Origin of the sequence: Dactylosporangium sp. McL0621 (assembly GCF_049995355.1) — a bacterium.
GTDB lineage: Bacteria > Actinomycetota > Actinomycetes > Mycobacteriales > Micromonosporaceae > Dactylosporangium.
In genome coordinates, this window is record NZ_CP188259.1 from 5,876,758 (window position 1) to 5,891,361 (window position 14,604).

General features: G+C 72.9%; 17 protein-coding genes. 11 read left to right on the plus strand and 6 right to left on the minus strand.

Translation table 11 applies throughout. From position 1 onward, the window contains the following. Positions 1–30: 30 nt before the first annotated feature. Together ACPPVO_RS27800 and ACPPVO_RS27805 are read left to right on the plus strand one after the other, a co-directional pair. Entirely contained in the window at positions 31–366 is a 336-nt protein-coding gene (locus ACPPVO_RS27800; RefSeq protein WP_426514090.1) for an STAS domain-containing protein, read from the plus strand. Between the two features lie 28 nt (positions 367–394). Next, a complete protein-coding gene (locus ACPPVO_RS27805; RefSeq protein ID WP_426514091.1) occupies positions 395–1,822 on the plus strand; it encodes a class-II fumarase/aspartase family protein in 1,428 nt (475 codons plus the stop codon). Here the strand turns inward: ACPPVO_RS27805 and ACPPVO_RS27810 are convergent. Together ACPPVO_RS27810 and ACPPVO_RS27815 are read right to left on the minus strand one after the other, a co-directional pair. Further along, positions 1,753–1,977 (minus strand): hypothetical protein, encoded by a 225-nt coding sequence (locus ACPPVO_RS27810; RefSeq protein WP_426514092.1) that lies wholly within the window; start codon positions 1,975–1,977, stop codon positions 1,753–1,755. The two genes, ACPPVO_RS27805 and ACPPVO_RS27810, sit on opposite strands and share 70 nt — an antisense overlap. Positions 1,978–2,107: 130 nt before the next feature. Further along, positions 2,108–2,269, minus strand: coding sequence for a hypothetical protein (locus tag ACPPVO_RS27815; protein ID WP_426514093.1), 162 nt, complete (start codon positions 2,267–2,269; stop codon positions 2,108–2,110). A gap of 126 nt (positions 2,270–2,395) precedes the next feature. Between ACPPVO_RS27815 and ACPPVO_RS27820 the strand changes: the two genes are divergently transcribed. Next, entirely contained in the window at positions 2,396–3,262 is an 867-nt protein-coding gene (locus tag ACPPVO_RS27820; RefSeq protein ID WP_426514094.1) for a DUF2231 domain-containing protein, read from the plus strand. On the opposite strand, the gene ACPPVO_RS27825 is transcribed toward ACPPVO_RS27820, so the two are convergent. Genes ACPPVO_RS27825 through ACPPVO_RS27835 form a run of 3 tightly spaced genes read right to left on the minus strand, consistent with a single transcriptional unit; the run spans position 3,263 to position 5,693 of the window. Further along, positions 3,263–3,826: a YbhB/YbcL family Raf kinase inhibitor-like protein gene (locus tag ACPPVO_RS27825; protein ID WP_426514095.1), complete on the minus strand. Its 564-nt coding sequence runs from the start codon at positions 3,824–3,826 to the stop codon at positions 3,263–3,265. Positions 3,827–3,840: 14 nt separating this feature from the next. Beyond that, the gene (locus tag ACPPVO_RS27830) at positions 3,841–4,269 is read right to left on the minus strand and encodes a MarR family transcriptional regulator (RefSeq protein ID WP_426514096.1); all 429 of its coding nucleotides are present in this window, start codon (positions 4,267–4,269) and stop codon (positions 3,841–3,843) included. Beyond that, on the minus strand, positions 4,266–5,693 hold the full coding sequence (locus ACPPVO_RS27835; RefSeq protein WP_426514097.1) for an MFS transporter: 1,428 nt from the start codon (positions 5,691–5,693) through the stop codon (positions 4,266–4,268). Before ACPPVO_RS27835 ends, ACPPVO_RS27830 begins: the two co-directional genes overlap by 4 nt. A 225-nt stretch (positions 5,694–5,918) precedes the next feature. On the opposite strand from ACPPVO_RS27835, the gene ACPPVO_RS27840 reads away from it, so the two are divergent. The 8 genes from ACPPVO_RS27840 (at position 5,919) to ACPPVO_RS27875 (ending at position 12,907) form a co-directional block, all read left to right on the plus strand. Further along, a complete protein-coding gene (locus ACPPVO_RS27840; protein ID WP_426514098.1) occupies positions 5,919–6,902 on the plus strand; it encodes a LacI family DNA-binding transcriptional regulator in 984 nt (327 codons plus the stop codon). Between the two features lie 19 nt (positions 6,903–6,921). Continuing rightward, positions 6,922–8,133 (plus strand): extracellular solute-binding protein, encoded by a 1,212-nt coding sequence (locus ACPPVO_RS27845; RefSeq protein WP_426514099.1) that lies wholly within the window; start codon positions 6,922–6,924, stop codon positions 8,131–8,133. Beyond that, positions 8,130–9,167, plus strand: coding sequence for an ABC transporter ATP-binding protein (locus ACPPVO_RS27850; protein WP_426514100.1), 1,038 nt, complete (start codon positions 8,130–8,132; stop codon positions 9,165–9,167). The genes ACPPVO_RS27845 and ACPPVO_RS27850 overlap by 4 nt, the downstream gene beginning before the upstream one ends. Further along, positions 9,167–10,039 carry an ABC transporter permease gene (locus ACPPVO_RS27855; protein WP_426514101.1) on the plus strand — a complete coding sequence of 291 codons (873 nt, stop codon included), beginning with the start codon at positions 9,167–9,169 and terminating at the stop codon, positions 10,037–10,039. The genes ACPPVO_RS27850 and ACPPVO_RS27855 overlap by 1 nt, the downstream gene beginning before the upstream one ends. Further along, positions 10,036–10,869 (plus strand): ABC transporter permease, encoded by an 834-nt coding sequence (locus tag ACPPVO_RS27860; protein WP_360370588.1) that lies wholly within the window; start codon positions 10,036–10,038, stop codon positions 10,867–10,869. The genes ACPPVO_RS27855 and ACPPVO_RS27860 overlap by 4 nt, the downstream gene beginning before the upstream one ends. A 1-nt stretch (position 10,870) precedes the next feature. After that, the gene (gene manD, locus ACPPVO_RS27865) at positions 10,871–12,079 is read left to right on the plus strand and encodes a D-mannonate dehydratase ManD (protein ID WP_426514102.1); all 1,209 of its coding nucleotides are present in this window, start codon (positions 10,871–10,873) and stop codon (positions 12,077–12,079) included. Positions 12,080–12,255: 176 nt separating this feature from the next. Next, the gene (locus ACPPVO_RS27870; protein ID WP_426514103.1) at positions 12,256–12,438 is read left to right on the plus strand and encodes a hypothetical protein; all 183 of its coding nucleotides are present in this window, start codon (positions 12,256–12,258) and stop codon (positions 12,436–12,438) included. A gap of 7 nt (positions 12,439–12,445) precedes the next feature. Further along, a complete protein-coding gene (locus ACPPVO_RS27875; protein ID WP_426514104.1) occupies positions 12,446–12,907 on the plus strand; it encodes a chemotaxis protein CheX in 462 nt (153 codons plus the stop codon). Between the two features lie 2 nt (positions 12,908–12,909). Here the strand turns inward: ACPPVO_RS27875 and ACPPVO_RS27880 are convergent, their stop codons facing one another. Then, positions 12,910–14,574 carry a copper resistance protein CopC gene (locus ACPPVO_RS27880; RefSeq protein ID WP_426514105.1) on the minus strand — a complete coding sequence of 555 codons (1,665 nt, stop codon included), beginning with the start codon at positions 14,572–14,574 and terminating at the stop codon, positions 12,910–12,912. Positions 14,575–14,604 lie beyond the last annotated feature (30 nt).

Here is a 14,604-nt window from a genome sequence, read left to right on the forward strand (position 1 = left end):
GTTGTCGTCGGGCAACGGTATATTGTCGCGGTGGGCAGCGACCTGACCGCGGACCGGCAGGTTGTCCGCGACTTATCCGGGCACGTGCGGGTGGACATCCAGCTGCACGGCCTGGTCGACCTCGGCACCCAGCCGATCCTGGAACTGGCCCTCGACGACGCCCTCGCGGTGCGGGGCGTCCGCGAGATCGTGGTCGACCTCGGGGGCCTGACGCTGCTCGACTCGACCGGCATCGCGACGCTCCTGCACGCGTACCGCCGCGGCGCCGCCGGCGACGTCCGGCTCCGCGCGGTCGGCGCCGACGGCATGGTGCTGCGCGTCCTGGACATCACCGGCGTGCTCAAGGTGCTCAGCGGCGAGGATTGATCGCGATGTTTGCGGGCATGCAAGTGTAATGACCCCGTCCAGATTCACCGATGACAGCGTTCCCGAGACCGGCATCCGCAAGCTGTTCACCACGGCCGGGCACTGGCAGCGATGGCTGGACGTCGAGGGGGCACTCGCCCTGGCCGAGGCGGACGCGGGCGTGGTACCGCCGGATGCCGCCGCGGCCATCGCCGCCGCGGCCCGCCTGGAGGGGCTCGACAAGGGCCGGATCCGGGCCGGGATCGCCGAAAGCGGGCACCCGCTGATGCCCCTCATCACCGAGCTGACCCGGGTGGTGGGGGAGGACTACGGCGGCTGGGTGCACTGGGGCGCCACCACCCAGAACATCACGCAGACCGGCGACGCGCTGCTGCTGCGCGACGCCCACCGGCGGCTGCTGGCCCTGCTCGGCCGGGCACTCGCGGCCGCCGCCGACCTCGCCGAGCGCGGGGCCGAGATGCCGATGGCCGGCCGTACCCACGGGCAGCACGCCGTGCCCGTCACGTTCGGCTTCAAGGCCGCCGTGTGGATCGACGAGCTGCTGCGCCACCTCGACCGGATGCGCCGCTGCGAGCCGGCGGTGTTCGCGGCCATGCTCGGCGGCGCCGTCGGCACCCACGCGGCCCTCGGCGCCGACGGCCCGCGCGTGCAGGCCCGCCTGGCCGAGCGGCTCGGCCTCTGGCCGATGGACGTGCCCGCCCGCAGCACCGCCGACGGACTCGCCGAATACGTGTGCGTGCTGGCGCTGCTGGCCGGCACCGGGGGAAAAATAGGGCGGGAGTTGTACTCGCTGATGCAGACCGAGTACGGCGAGGTCCTCGAGCCCGCCGCCCCGGGCGACGTCGGCAGCAGCACCATGCCGCACAAGCGCAACCCGAAGCTCTCCCAGGACATGATGACGATCTCGGCCCAGATCCGGGCGCTGGTACCGCAGGCGCTGGAGGCGATGCACGCCGACCACGAGGCCGACGGGGCGTACACCGCGATGCTCGACGACGCCGTCACCCGCGCCTGCGTCCTGGCCGGCGACCAGCTCGTCCGGCTGGCCGTGGTCCTCGAGGGCCTGGAGCTCGACCCGGAGCGCATGCGGGCCAACCTCGACCTGACCGGCGGCCTCATCGTCTCCGAGGCGGTGATGCTGGCCCTGGGCAAGGTGATCGGCCGCCAGGAGGCGCACAGCGTGGTGTCGGAGGCGGCCCACCGCGCGGCGGCCGGCGAGTCCACGTTCGCGGGACTGCTGGAGAGCGACCCGCGCGTCACGACGTACCTGACCGTGGCCGACCTGGCGGCCCTGCTCGACCCGACCCGGCACCTGGGCCTGTCCGCCCAGCTGGCGCGCGCGGGCGCCGAACGCGCCCGCGCCGCGGTTCAGGACATCGGCAGCGATCAGGGAAGCTGGGACGTGAGCCCGGCGGCGAGCACCTCGGCCTGCACGTCGGTGATCTCCTCGCCGTAGTCCTGGCGGAGCTCGGCCTTCGTGTACACGATGTGGCCGTCGGCCGCGGCAGCCTCGGGTACGAGGATGACCCCGTCCGGCGCCAGGGCGAGCGCGGGGTCGGCGTCGTTGGACTGCGCAAGCGCCCGGATGTCGTCAGCGGTGATGGTCGTCATGCGCAGAGGCTGCCCGACCCGAGATCCGGGCAAACATGCTGAATTCCCGGCTCGCTGCGCTCGCGTCGGGGGGGCAGGCTCCACCCAAACCCCCTCAAGATCTACGCCGGCGCGCTCCTGCCACGGGCGTTCAGTCCATTCCGGCTCGCCCGCGCGGGCTTTCGGGCTCCTCGGATGCCTCCGGGCCGCCCTCGACCTCGTCGGCGAGCGTGCTGTCGTCGTGCTCCTGCGCGAAGTCCCCGCCCTCGTCGTCCACGTCCTCGTCGAAGGCCTCGAGCCGCTCATCGGTCATGCCGGACCCGTACCCGGATCGGCCGTCGTCATGCCTTCCGCGGTTCGCCGGACGGGCGAGCGTGCAAACGGTTGCCTCGCGGTTCCCAATTCGTTTCGGCGCCCCGCGGACGGGCAACCGCTCGGCATGCCTACGTTGCTCGCGCGCCTGGAGGCCGCCGCCCAGCTCGACCGGATCGCGGACGTCGTGCGCCGCCTCGCGCAGGCCACCGCGGGCCGCGGCCGCCTCGGCGACGTGCTGCACGGCCGGACAATCGGCCACCCGCTGCACCCGGCCGTCGTACAGTTCCCGGTCGGCGCCTGGATGAGCACCGCCGTGCTCGACGCGCTGCCCGGGCGCGACACGCCCGGCTCCCGGCGCGCGGCGGCCACGCTCCTGGCTGCCGGCACCGCCGGGGCCGTCCCCGCGGCCGTCACCGGCCTGGCCGACTACGCGACACTCTCCCCGCAGCAGCGCCGCGTCGCCCTCGTGCACGCCGCGGCCAACGTCACCGCGCTGGGCTGCTTCGTCGCCTCGCTCGCGGCCCGGGCCCGCGGCGACCACCGGCGCGGCCGCGCGCTGTCGTTCGCCGGGCTGGGCGTCGCGGGCGCCGGGGCGTACCTCGGCGGCCACCTCGCCTTCGCCCTGGGCGCGGGCGCCAACCACGCCGCGGCCGCGTTGCCCCTGGTGCCGAGCGGCTGGCACCGCCTCGACGCGGTGAGCGCGATCGCGGAGGGGAAGCTCAGCGCGTACACCGTCGGCGAAACCCCGGTCGTGGTTTACCGCGACCACGACCGCTTCAGCGCCCTGGTGGGCCGCTGCGCGCACCTGAGCGGCCCGCTGGCCGAGGGCCGCACCGTCGACGTCGGCGGCGAGGCGTGCGTGGAGTGCCCGTGGCACGGCAGCGTGTTCCGGCTCGCGGACGGGCGGGCGCTGCGGGGGCCGGCGAGCTCGGACCAGACGGCCCTGCGCACCCGCGTGCGCGACGGGCAGCTCGAGGTCGCCCAGCCGTAGTCACCGGACCTCGTACGTGCCGTCCAGCCGGGCCCGGGCGATGACGTGGCCGGTCATGGCGGTGCGCGCCTGGTCGAGGGTGAAGGGGCCCGGCAGGCTGGGGCGGTGGTCCAGGGCGAACAGCTGGAAGACGTAGGCGTGCGGTCCGTGCGAGCGCGGCGGCATCGGGCCGGACCAGCCCCGGCGGCCGAGTCCGCCCTTGCCGTGCCGGAGGCCGGGAACGGGGCTGGGCTCGGCGAGGCCGTTCTCCGGGATCTCGGTGAGCGACGGGTCGATGCCCAGGGTGAGGGCATGGGTCGCGGGTTTCTTCATGGGTACGTCGGGATCCTGCACGACGAGGACGAGTTCCGCGGTCCCTGGGGGCGGCGCCGTCCACGTCAGCGCCGGCGAGACGTTCGCGCCGAAGAGCCGGCCGCGGTGCCGTTGCGGGATGGGGGCGCCGTGGTCGAAGGCGGGGCTGGTGAGCGTGAACGTCTCCGGGGCCCGCAGGCCGGGATCGGCCCAGAGCAGGGTGTCGTGCCCGGCGCGGCGATGGCGGAGTGCGTGTCCGATGGGGTTGCGCATGGTGGTCACCTTCGTCAGGGCTGAGGGTGCTCGGCGGTCAGGTCCGCGAGGATCCGGGTGAGGGCGGCCAGGCGGTCGGCGTCGAGGGCGCGGAGCGCGGCCGGCGGGTCGGTGATGATGCGGTGCGCGGTCGCGGCGGCCTGTCGCCCCTTGTCGGTCAGGCTGACGAGCTTGCTGCGCCTGTCGTCGGGGTGGGCTTCCCGGCGTACGAAGCCCCGGCGCTCGAGCCGGTCGGCGGCGACGGTGGCGGCGGACGGGTCGACGTCGAACGCCCGTGAGATCTCGCGCAGGGTCATCGGCGCCCGGGCCAGGCTGATCAGCAGTTCGGCCTTGTCGTTGCCGATGCCGAGCTCGGCGTGCAGGGCGCGCCGCCGGTCCGCGCCCTGCACGAAGACCTGCATGGCGGCCCACGCCGCGCGGGCCAGGTCGTTGTCGGAACTCATCGGATCGCCTCCACAACAGGGGGATTGAGCCGCGGGCCGCCGCGTTGCGCCCGGGTCCGGGCCCAGCGTCCGGTCGAGAGCAGGCCGAGCGGCACGGTCGCGATGCCGCAGCCGGCGAGGACGGCCCAGGCGGTGTGGCCGGCGGTGACGAAGCCGGCCGAGCCGCCGGCCACGATGGCCCCGCAGACGGCGACGCCGATCGCGGCCCCGGTCTGGCGGCAGGTCGAGGCGATCGCGCCGGCGACCCCGGCCTGATCGCGGGGCAGGCCGGACAGGGCGGTGTGCGTGATCGGGGTGCTGACCAGGCCGGAACCGGCGCCGAAGAGCAGGTAGGCCAGGACGAGGTACCACAGGCTCGTCGTCTCGGTGGTGCCGATCAGCAGTCCCGTTCCCGCCGCGAGCAGCAGCCCGGCCAGTACGAGCGCGGGGCGGGGGCCGCGCGCGGCCACGACGCGACCGGAGACGAGCGAGAACGCCGCGAGCGCGGCGGCCATCGGAATGGTCAGCAGGCCCGCCTGCAACGGGCTGTACCCGCGGATCTCCTGCAGGTAGAGCGTGTTCAGGAACAGGAACCCGCCGAGCGTCATCAGCGCCACCAGCGCGATGATCGCGGCCCCGGAGAAGGCGGGGGAGCGGAAGAACCGGATGTCGACGAGCGGCTCGGACCGCCGGCGTTCGGCCCCGACCAGCCCGGCCGCCGAGACCGCGGCGAGGGCGAACAGCCCGACGATCGGCGGCGAGCCCCAGCCGTGGCGGGGCCCTTCGATTATCGCGGCGGTGACCGGTCCGATGACGGCGACGACCAGCAGCTGCCCGAGCGGGTCGAACCGCCGGCCCCGGGCGGCCCTGGACTCGGGGACGAACCGCTGGGTCAGGTAGATGGCCAGCGCCCCGATCGGGACGTTGACCCAGAAGATCGAGCGCCAGCCGAGGCCGGAGACCAGCAGACCGCCGAGCACCGGACCACCGGCCAGGCTCAGGCCCGCCACCGCGCCCCAGGCCCCGACCGCCCGGGCGCGCGCGGCCGGCTCGGTGAACGTGTTGGCGATGATCGACATGGCGACGGGGTTGAGCATCGATCCGCCGACCGCCTGCAGGGCGCGGAAGGCGACCAGCAGCCCGAGGGTGGGCGCGACGCTGCACAGCAGGGAGCCGAGCGAGAACAGCGCGAGCCCGGCCTGGAACACGCGCCGGCGCCCGAACCGGTCGGCCAGGGAACCGGAGAGCATGAGCAGGCCGGCGATGACCAGCGTGTAGGCGTCGATCACCCACTGCAGGCCGCTGACCTGCGCGTCCAGCGCCCGCTGGATGGAGGGGAGGGCGACGTTGGCGATCGTGACGTCGAGCCCGGCGACGAAGACACTCAGACAGCAGGTCAACAGGACAACGGCCGGCCCGCGGGTCGTCCCCGGGGAAGTGTTCATATAGTAGTTGTAGCTCATCAACTATTATTCGCCAAGCCCTGCCGTGTGCCGGCGGCCGTGCGGAGGGCGCATCCCGGCGCGACTCCGGGCGGCCCGAATGCGCTGGCGTAGATCTTGAGGGGGTTTGGGTGGAGCCTGCTCCCCCAACGCGAGCGAAGCGAGCCAGGGGATTGACAAGATTATGAAAAGGTTTGCAGACTTCACGGTGATCGATGGGAGGCGTCGATGGTGGTGACGATCAAGGACGTGGCGCGTGTCGCCGGGGTTTCGGCGTCCACCGTCAGCCGGTCGCTCGCCTCGCCCGATCTCGTGCGTGAACACACCCGCCTGCGCGTGCAGCAGGCCGTCGCCGCGCTCGGCTATCACCCCAACCGGGCCGCCCGCGGGCTGATCACCGGGCGCACCGGCAACCTCGGGCTGCTCGTGCCCGACCTGGCCAACCCCTTCTTCCCCGGCGTCGTCAAGGGCGTGCAGGCCCGCGCCCGTGAGTTCGACTACGCGGTCTTCCTCGCCGACACCGACGAGGACCCCACCGCCGAGGCCGGCCTGGTGCGCAACCTCAGCAAGCAGGTCGACGGGCTGATCCTGTGCTCGCCGCGCATGAGCGAGGACGAGGTGCGCGCGCTGACCGGCGACACGCCGATCGTGCTGCTCAACCGGCGCGTCGGGCGGGTCCCGTCGGTCACCACCAACAGCGCCGACGGGCTGCGGCACGCGGTCGGGCACCTGACCGCGCTCGGGCACCGGCGCGTGGCGTACGTGCCCGGGCCCAAGGCGTCCTGGTCCAACCGGGAACGCCTGCGGGCGCTGCGCCAGGCCTGCGCGGAGGCCGCCGTCGAGCTCGTCGAGACCGGCAACGTGGTGCCGCGCTTCGCCGGTGGGGTCGCCGCGGCCGACCAGGTGCTCGCCACCGGGGTCACCGCGGTCCTCGGCTACAACGACCTGGTCGCGATCGGCATGCTCAGCCGGTTCGCGGCGCGCGGCGTCGCCGTGCCCGGGCGGATCAGCGTCATGGGCTTCGACGACATCGTGCTCTCCGAGATGGTCAGCCCCGCGCTGACCACGCTCGCCCAGCCCAAGGAGCAGACCGGCCGCGCCGGCGTGGACCTGCTCCTGCAGCTGCTCGAGGACCCGGCGCACCCGATCCAGCGCCGGGAGCTCGAGTCCCATCTCATGGTCCGCGACAGCACCGGACCAGCGAATCCCTAGCGCCAGAAGGGAATCCGCCATGTTTCTCCCGAAACGCGCCACCGTCCTGCCGAAACGCGCCACCGTCCTGATCGCCACCCTCGCCCTCGTGGCCGCCTGCGGTGCGCCCGATAAGCCCGCCGGCACGACCGCCGAGAGCGGCGGCACCGTGCCCGACACCCCGAGCGCGCCGGTCAGCCTCAACATCCTCGACGTCGCCGGCGACCTGCAGCTCACCCAGGGCATGATCGACGAGTTCGCGCAGAAGAACCCGAAGGTCATCTCCAAGGTGACGTACTCCAAGGCGACCGCCCCCGAGCTGGCCGGGAAGATCAAGGCGCAGCAGGACGCCGGCCGCGTGGACATCGACGTCGTGCTCACCGGCGTCGACGGCCTCGCCGCCGGCATCGACCAGAACCTGTGGCTGCCGATCTCGGGCAAGGTGACGGCCGACTACCAGCCGGGCGCCCAGGCGATGCAGAAGCTGGCCGGCGAGTTCGGCGTCACCGTCACCTACTACCCGTCCGGGCCGCTGATCGAGTACCTGCCGGCGAAGGTCCCCAACCCGCCGAAGACCGCGGCGGACCTGCTGGCCTACGCCAAGGCGAACCCGGGCACGGTGCAGTACGCGCGGCCCGCCAACTCCGGGCCCGGCCGCACGTTCCTCATGGGCCTGCCGTACCTGCTCGGCGACAAGGACCCCAAGGACCCGGTCGCCGGCTGGGAGAAGACCTGGGCCTACCTGGCCGAGCTGAACAAGTACGTGACGCTGTACCCGTCGGCGACCAGCGAGACGATGAAGAGCATCGCCAACGGCTCCGCGAAGATCATCGTCAGCACCACCGGCTGGGACATCAACCCGCGCGTGCTCGGCCAGGTGCCCAAGGAGGCCGCGATCGGCTCGCTGCAGGGCTTCCACTGGGTCACCGACGCGCACTACGTGACCGTGCCCAAGGGCGTCTCGGCCGACAAGCAGTCCGCGATCCTGCTGCTGCTCAAGTCCATGCTCACGAAGGAGCAGCAGGCGAAGGCGTACGACAAGGGGTACTTCTACCCGGGCCCGGCGGTCAAGGACGTGCCGCTGTCGATGGCGCCCGCCGACAGCCAGAAGGCGATCGCCGACTACGGCCGGCCGGAGTACGACGCGCTGATCGCGAACAACCCGCTGGAGACGCCGCTGGACGCCAAGGCGCTGGTGGCCGCCTTCGACAAGTGGGACCGTGAGATCGGTGGCGCGAAGGTGAACAAATGATCCGTCTGGACGGCGTGACCCGCAGGTTCGCGGGTCACGCCGCACTGGCGAACCTCGACCTCGAGATCGAGCGCGGGGAGTTCATCGCGCTGCTCGGGCCGTCCGGCTGCGGCAAGACCACGGCGCTCAACTGCCTGGCCGGGCTGCTGCCGTTGTCGGAGGGGCGCATCTGGCTCGACGACCGGCGCCTCGACACGCTCCCGCCGGAGCGGCGCGGCTTCGGCATGGTGTTCCAGAACTACGCGCTCTTCCCGCACCTGAGCGTGCGCAGCAACATCGCGTTCGGGCTGCAGATGCGCCGCCTGCCCCGGGCCGAGGTACGCACCCGCACCGACGAGGCGCTCCGGCTGGTGCGCCTGGAGGAGCACGCGGCGAAGCTGCCCGGCCAGCTCTCCGGCGGCCAGCAGCAGCGGGTCGCGATCGCCCGCGCCATCGTCGTGTCCCCGTCGCTGGTGCTCATGGACGAGCCACTGTCCAATCTGGACGCCAAGCTGCGGCTGGAGATGCGCACCGAGATCCGGCGGCTGCACCAGCGCCTCGGCCTCACCACCGTGTACGTCACCCACGACCAGGAGGAGGCGCTGTCGCTCGCCGACCGCCTCGTGGTGCTGCGCGCCGGGGAGGTCCAGCAGATCGGCACGCCGGAGGAGCTGCACGACCGGCCGGCCAACGCGCACGTCGCCGACTTCATGGGCTTCCGCAACCTGCTGCGGGCCCGGGCCGAGCACGTCGCGGGCGACCAGGTCGGCATCAGCGTCGAGGGCGTGTCGTTCACGGGCACCGCGGTGGGCGACATCCGCCCGGGCGACGCGGTGGTCGCGGCCGTCCGGCCCGAGCATCTCGTCCCGGGCGAGGAGGGGCTCCGCTGCGTCGTGGACGTCGTGGAGTACCAGGGACGGGAAATGGCCGTCGAGGCGCGCACCGGCGACGGGCTCCTGCTGCACCTGCGCACCACCGCCCGGCTCGCGCCCGAGGACCCGATCACCGTGACCTCCAAGCACATCCTGGTCTACCCGGCGGAGGGGGAGGGCTGATGGTCGCGCTGCGCCACCGGCTCGCCGAACGCGGCGTCGACCGGCAGCTGTGGCTGCTCGCCCCGGCCGCCGCGTTCGTGGTGCTGCTGTTCATCTACCCGTTCGCCTACGGCGTCGGGCTGTCGTTCCAGCCGGACAAGGGCGGGCCGTTCGAGGCGTACCGCAGCTTCTTCGCCGACGCCTACGACCGCGACACGATCTGGACGACGCTGCGCATCGCGCTGCCCGCCGCCGTGCTCAACGTCGCCGCGTCGGTGCCGATCGCGTACCGGATGCGCGGCCGCTTCCGCGGCAAGCGGGCCGTCACCACCCTGCTCGTCGTGCCCATCACGCTCGGCACCGTGCTGACCGCCCAGGGCCTGCTCAACTACCTCGGCCCGACCGGCTGGCTCAACCGGACGCTGCTCGACGCCGGGGTCATCGACACCCCGATCCGGCTCGTGCACAACTCCTGGGGCGTGTTCCTGTCCCTCGTCATCACCGGGTTCCCGTTCGCGTTCCTGCTGGTGCTGTCGTACCTGTCCGGCATCGACCCGACCCTGGAGCGCGCCGCGGCCACCCTCGGCGCCCGCTGGTGGCAACGGTTCCGGCGCATCACGCTGCCGCTGCTCGCACCGGGCCTGGCGACCACGTTCTGCCTGACGTTCGTGCTGGCCTACAGCGTCTTCCCGTCCGCGGTGCTCGTGGGTGACCCGGCGGGGGAGACCCGGGTCATCGCGTACGCCGCCTGGCAGGCCCGCTACCAGCACTACGACTACGCCCAGGGCTCGGCCATCGCCATCGTCATGGGCCTCGTCGAGCTGATCGTGATCGGGATCGTGCTGGGCGGCCGCTCCCTGCTGTACACCGGACCGACGGGAGGCAAGGGATGAGCCGCCGGATCGTCGCCCGCCCCGCGGCCTGGCTGGTGTGGGGCGCCGTCATCTTCTTCATGCTCAACCTGGCCGGGGTCGTCGGCTCGGTGCTCGTGAGCTCGTTCGGCAAGCAGTGGTTCGACACCTGGCTGCCGCAGGGGTTCACCACGCAGTGGTACAGCCAGGCCTGGGACGAGTTCGACCTGCTGCACGTGCTGCTGGTGACCCTGGAGGTGTCCCTCGCCGTCGTCGTGGTCTCCCTGCTCGTGGGCGTCCCCGCCGCCTACGTGCTCGCCCGGCGCCGCTTCCCGGGGCAGCGGGTGGTGTACCTCGCGTTCCTGCTGCCGATCCTCATGCCGCCGATGACGTACGGGATCCCGCTGGCGACGGTGCTGTACAAGTACGACCTCGCCGGCCACCTGTCGGGCGTCATCCTGGCCAACCTGGTGCCCTCGGTGCCGTTCGTCATCCTCACCATGACCCCGTTCATCGAGCAGATCGACCCGGGCATCGAGCGCGCGGCCCGCATGTGCGGCGCCGGCACCCGCCAGGTGTTCACGCGCATCCTGGCCCCGCTGCTCGTGCCCGGCATCCTCGCCGCCTCGATCCTGGTGCTGGTGCGTACGATCGGCATGTTCGAGCTGACGTTCCTCACCGCCGACGAGGAGTCGTCCACCTTGGTCGTGAAGCTCTACGCCGAGATGGCCTCGCCCGGCATCCGCGCCCAGCAGTCCATCGACGCGATGGCGGTCGTGTACACCGCGACCATGCTCGTGCTGCTCGTGCTGGCGCTGCGGATCGTCAACCCGACCCAGCTCGTCGCCCGAGTCAAGGAAGAGGTCGACTGACGTGCGCATCGCCGACGCCCGGGTCATCGTCACCTGCCCCGGCCGGAACTTCGTCACCCTGAAGATCGTCACCGACGACGGTGTCACCGGGGTCGGCGACGCCACCCTCAACGGCCGCGAGCTCGCCGTGGCCGCCTACCTCACCGAGCACGTGATCCCGGCGCTCATCGGCCGGGACCCGGCCCGGATCGAGGACACCTGGCAGTACCTGTACAAGGGCGCGTACTGGCGGCGCGGCCCGGTCACCATGTCCGCCATCGCCGCCGTCGACACCGCCCTGTGGGACATCAAGGGCAAGGTCGCCGGGCTGCCCGTCTACCAGCTGCTGGGCGGGCGTAGCCGCGAGGGCGTCACGGTGTACGGCCACGCCAACGCCGAGACCGTCGACGACGTGCTCGCCGAGATCGCCCGCTACGCCGACCTCGGCTACCGCGCCGTGCGCGTGCAGACCGGCGTGCCCGGCCTCGGCACCACCTACGGGGTGAGCAAGGACAAGCTGTTCTACGAGCCGGCCGACGCCGCCATCGCCTCGGAGGCGACGTGGTCGACGGAGGCGTACCTCAACCACGTCCCGAGCGTCTTCGCGCAGGTCCGCGCCGAGTTCGGGCCGGGGCTGAAGCTACTGCACGACGTGCACCACCGGCTCACCCCGATCGAGGCGGCCCGGCTCGGCAAGAGCCTCGAGCCCTACGCGCTGACCTGGATGGAGGACCCGGTCCCGGCCGAGCTGCAGGAGGGCTTCCGGCTGATCCGGCGGCACACCACCACCCCGATCGCCGTCGGCGAGGTGTTCAACACCGTCTGGGACTGCGAGACGCTCGTCCGCGAGCAGCTCATCGACTACATCCGGGCCACGGTCGTGCACGCCGGCGGCATCACCCACCTGCGCCGCATCTTCGACCTCGCCGGGCTCTACCACGTGCGCACCGGCAGCCACGGCGCCACCGACCTGTCCCCGGTGTGCATGTCCGCGGCCCTGCACCTCGACCTGGCCGTGCCCAACTTCGGGCTGCAGGAGTACATGCGCCACACGACCGAGACCGACGCCGTGTTCCCGCACGGGTACCGCTTCGAGGGCGGCTACCTGCACCCGTCGGAGGAGCCCGGGCTCGGCGTCGACATCGACGAGGAGCTCGCCGCGCAGTACCCGTACAAGCCCGCCGCGCTGCCCGTGAACCGCCTGTTGGACGGCACCATGCACTCCTGGTGATCATCTGCCGGGCCCGGAACCCTCAAGGCACCCGTCCCGCAACCGATGGGGCGGGTGGAGAGGGGTGAGCGGCATGTCGGGTTGGCTGGCGAACCGGACCGTGCGCACGGTCGGGCACGTCGTGGCCGGCGACGATCGCCGCGGCCGTCGAGGAGCAGAGCGCCACGACCGGCGAGATGAGCCGCAGCGTGTCGTTCGCGGCCGACAACGCGGGCCGGATCGCCGACAACATCACCGGCGTGGCCCGGGCCAGCCAGCTCACCAACGACGGCGTGGTGCAGGCCCGCACCGCCGCCGACGACCTGGCCCGCATGTCCGGGGACCTGCAACGGATCGTGTCCCGCTTCCAGCTGGTGTAGGAGTTCCATGGCCGGCGAGCCGTTTTCCCCCGAGGATCTCGAGGGCATCATCTGGCAGGTGTGGACCGCGTACCTCGGTACCAGCCCGACCGTCTCGGTGGACGAGGAGGCGCCCGGCAACCACGCCGAGATCACCGCGAGCGTCGGCGTGGCCGGCGCGTGGCTCGGCACCGTCGTGCTGCGCGGCGGCCTCGGCGCGGCCGCCGCCCTCGCCGCCGAGATGCTCGAGCTGTCCTCGGTGAAGCCCGACGACATCCAGGACGCGGCCGGCGAGCTGATGAACATCGTGGCCGGCAACGTGAAGAGCTTCCTGCCCAAGCCCAGCCACCTGGCCCTGCCCCAGGTGGTGGTCGGCCGCGCCGAGGTCATGTGGCCGGGCACGCGGCTGCTCAGCCGGGTGCGGGTGCAGTGGGACGGCTACCAGGTGACGGTGGAGGTCCTCGAGGGCGTCCCGCCGCGCCGGGACTGAGCTCAGCGGACCGGAACGTCGGCGGTGACCGTGGCCTGATCGAAGTCGGACACTCGCAGCGTGATGCTGAGCCGCCACCGTCCCGCCATCGGGAACGTGATGTTGCCCAGGCCCTGGTTGCCGGTGACGGTGAAGACCGGGTTGGGCATCGGCTCGATGCCGCGCTCGGGCAGCGACGCGGTGACCGTCCACTCCACGACCGGCAGCGGCTTGCCCTCGGGCGAGTAGACGAACGCGTGGAAGCTGTTGTACTCGCTCACCTCCGCCGGGTACACCTCGAACTGCACCGCATAGAGCGGGCTCGTCAGCGTGGTCGCGAACCCCTGCGCCTGGGCCGCAGCCTGCGCCTCGACCCCGGCCGTGCGCCCCGGAGCGAGCTGCACCAGCACCGCGCTCGCGGCGAGCACCGCGGCCGCGATGCCCGCCTCGACGCCCACGGCCCGGCGCAGCAGCCCGGGCCGGCCGCGCTGGACCATCCGCCGCGACCAGGCCGCCACCGCGAGCACGGCGGCGACGAGGCCGACCTTCACGAGCAGCGTCCGGCCGTACGCGCTGGAGCCGATCGCCGCCCAGCCGCCCATCTGCACGACCGCCTGCAGCGTGCCGGCGGCGACGAGCCAGTACACCGACGCCATCGCCCACCGCGACCAGGACGGCAGGATCAGGCGCAGCTCCCGCGGGTCGGCGCGGCGCAGCACGACCGCCCACAGGCCGGCCAGCCCGCCCAGCCACAGCCCCATGGCGCCCAGGTGCACGACGTCGGCGCCGACCAGCAGCCCCGCGAACGGCGACGCCACCGGATGCCCGGCCAGCGGCCACGTCACCAGGCCGGCCGCGGCCGTCGCGAGCAGGGCGAGGCCGAGGCGCCGGCCCGGGCGGCGGCGCAGCCGGGCCACGAGGACCGCGGCGACGGCCAGGGCGACCAGCCGGCCCAGCATCGCCAGGCCGAACGGGCTGAGCACCACCTCGCGCAGCTCGGCGGGGGAGACGTCCAGCAGTGCCGCCCCGGACGCGGCCGGGGCCTGCAACCACAGCCCGGCGACGGTGCCGCCGGCGATCGCGGCCACCCCGGCCCGGGCCAGGCGCAGCAGCGGCCGGCGGGGGAGGCGGCGCGGGTACCACAGCGCCAGCATCGCCGCGGAGCCGACGAGCAGGACGAGTCCGGCGTAGCCGGCATACTTCGCGACCGGCATCGCCACCCGCACGATCGGGTCGGTGCCGATCGGCTCGGTGCCGGCCGCGGGCGTGGACGGGGCGCCGACGGAGAACGTGAACGACCCCGACACCGGGTGGCTGTCGCCGGAGATGACCCGGTAGCTGACCACGTAGGTGCCGGTGGGCCGGTCGATGGCGCGCAGCCGGATCGTCAGGCCGTCGCCGGCGGGCGCCGGGTCGCCGTCGTCGATGCGCTTGCCGTCCGGGGCGACCACCTGCGAGCGGCCGGGCACGACGCGGACGGGTTCGTTGAAGGTGAGCCGGATCTCGGCCGGCGCGGAGGCGACGAGCGTACCGGGCGCGGGGCTGGACGTGGTCATGACTGCATGCGCGGCGGCGGGCCGCGCGGGCGCGACGAGGACGCCGAGGACCCCGGCCAGCACGGCCAGGAGCCACCACGTCGTCCGCCCGTTCACGTGGACGGGTACGAGCCCGGCCCCGTCAAGGTTCAACGGGGCCGGGCTCGGTTTGGTTCAGATGTT

Bases quoted from the DNA above. Each gene is read 5' to 3' on its own strand.
- ACPPVO_RS27875 (WP_426514104.1), top strand. From the start codon at position 12,446: ATGGCCGGCGAGCCGTTTTCCCCCGAGGATCTCGAGGGCATCATCTGG.
- ACPPVO_RS27820 (WP_426514094.1), top strand. From the start codon at position 2,396: ATGCCTACGTTGCTCGCGCGCCTGGAGGCCGCCGCCCAGCTCGACCGG.
- ACPPVO_RS27845 (WP_426514099.1), top strand. From the start codon at position 6,922: ATGTTTCTCCCGAAACGCGCCACCGTCCTGCCGAAACGCGCCACCGTC.
- ACPPVO_RS27810 (WP_426514092.1), bottom strand. From the start codon at position 1,977: ATGACGACCATCACCGCTGACGACATCCGGGCGCTTGCGCAGTCCAAC.
- ACPPVO_RS27840 (WP_426514098.1), top strand. From the start codon at position 5,919: ATGGTGGTGACGATCAAGGACGTGGCGCGTGTCGCCGGGGTTTCGGCG.
- ACPPVO_RS27835 (WP_426514097.1), bottom strand. From the start codon at position 5,693: ATGAACACTTCCCCGGGGACGACCCGCGGGCCGGCCGTTGTCCTGTTG.
- ACPPVO_RS27805 (WP_426514091.1), top strand. From the start codon at position 395: ATGACCCCGTCCAGATTCACCGATGACAGCGTTCCCGAGACCGGCATC.
- ACPPVO_RS27850 (WP_426514100.1), top strand. From the start codon at position 8,130: ATGATCCGTCTGGACGGCGTGACCCGCAGGTTCGCGGGTCACGCCGCA.
- ACPPVO_RS27825 (WP_426514095.1), bottom strand. From the start codon at position 3,826: ATGCGCAACCCCATCGGACACGCACTCCGCCATCGCCGCGCCGGGCAC.
- ACPPVO_RS27870 (WP_426514103.1), top strand. From the start codon at position 12,256: ATGAGCCGCAGCGTGTCGTTCGCGGCCGACAACGCGGGCCGGATCGCC.
- ACPPVO_RS27855 (WP_426514101.1), top strand. From the start codon at position 9,167: ATGGTCGCGCTGCGCCACCGGCTCGCCGAACGCGGCGTCGACCGGCAG.
- ACPPVO_RS27830 (WP_426514096.1), bottom strand. From the start codon at position 4,269: ATGAGTTCCGACAACGACCTGGCCCGCGCGGCGTGGGCCGCCATGCAG.
- ACPPVO_RS27860 (WP_360370588.1), top strand. From the start codon at position 10,036: ATGAGCCGCCGGATCGTCGCCCGCCCCGCGGCCTGGCTGGTGTGGGGC.
- ACPPVO_RS27815 (WP_426514093.1), bottom strand. From the start codon at position 2,269: ATGACCGATGAGCGGCTCGAGGCCTTCGACGAGGACGTGGACGACGAG.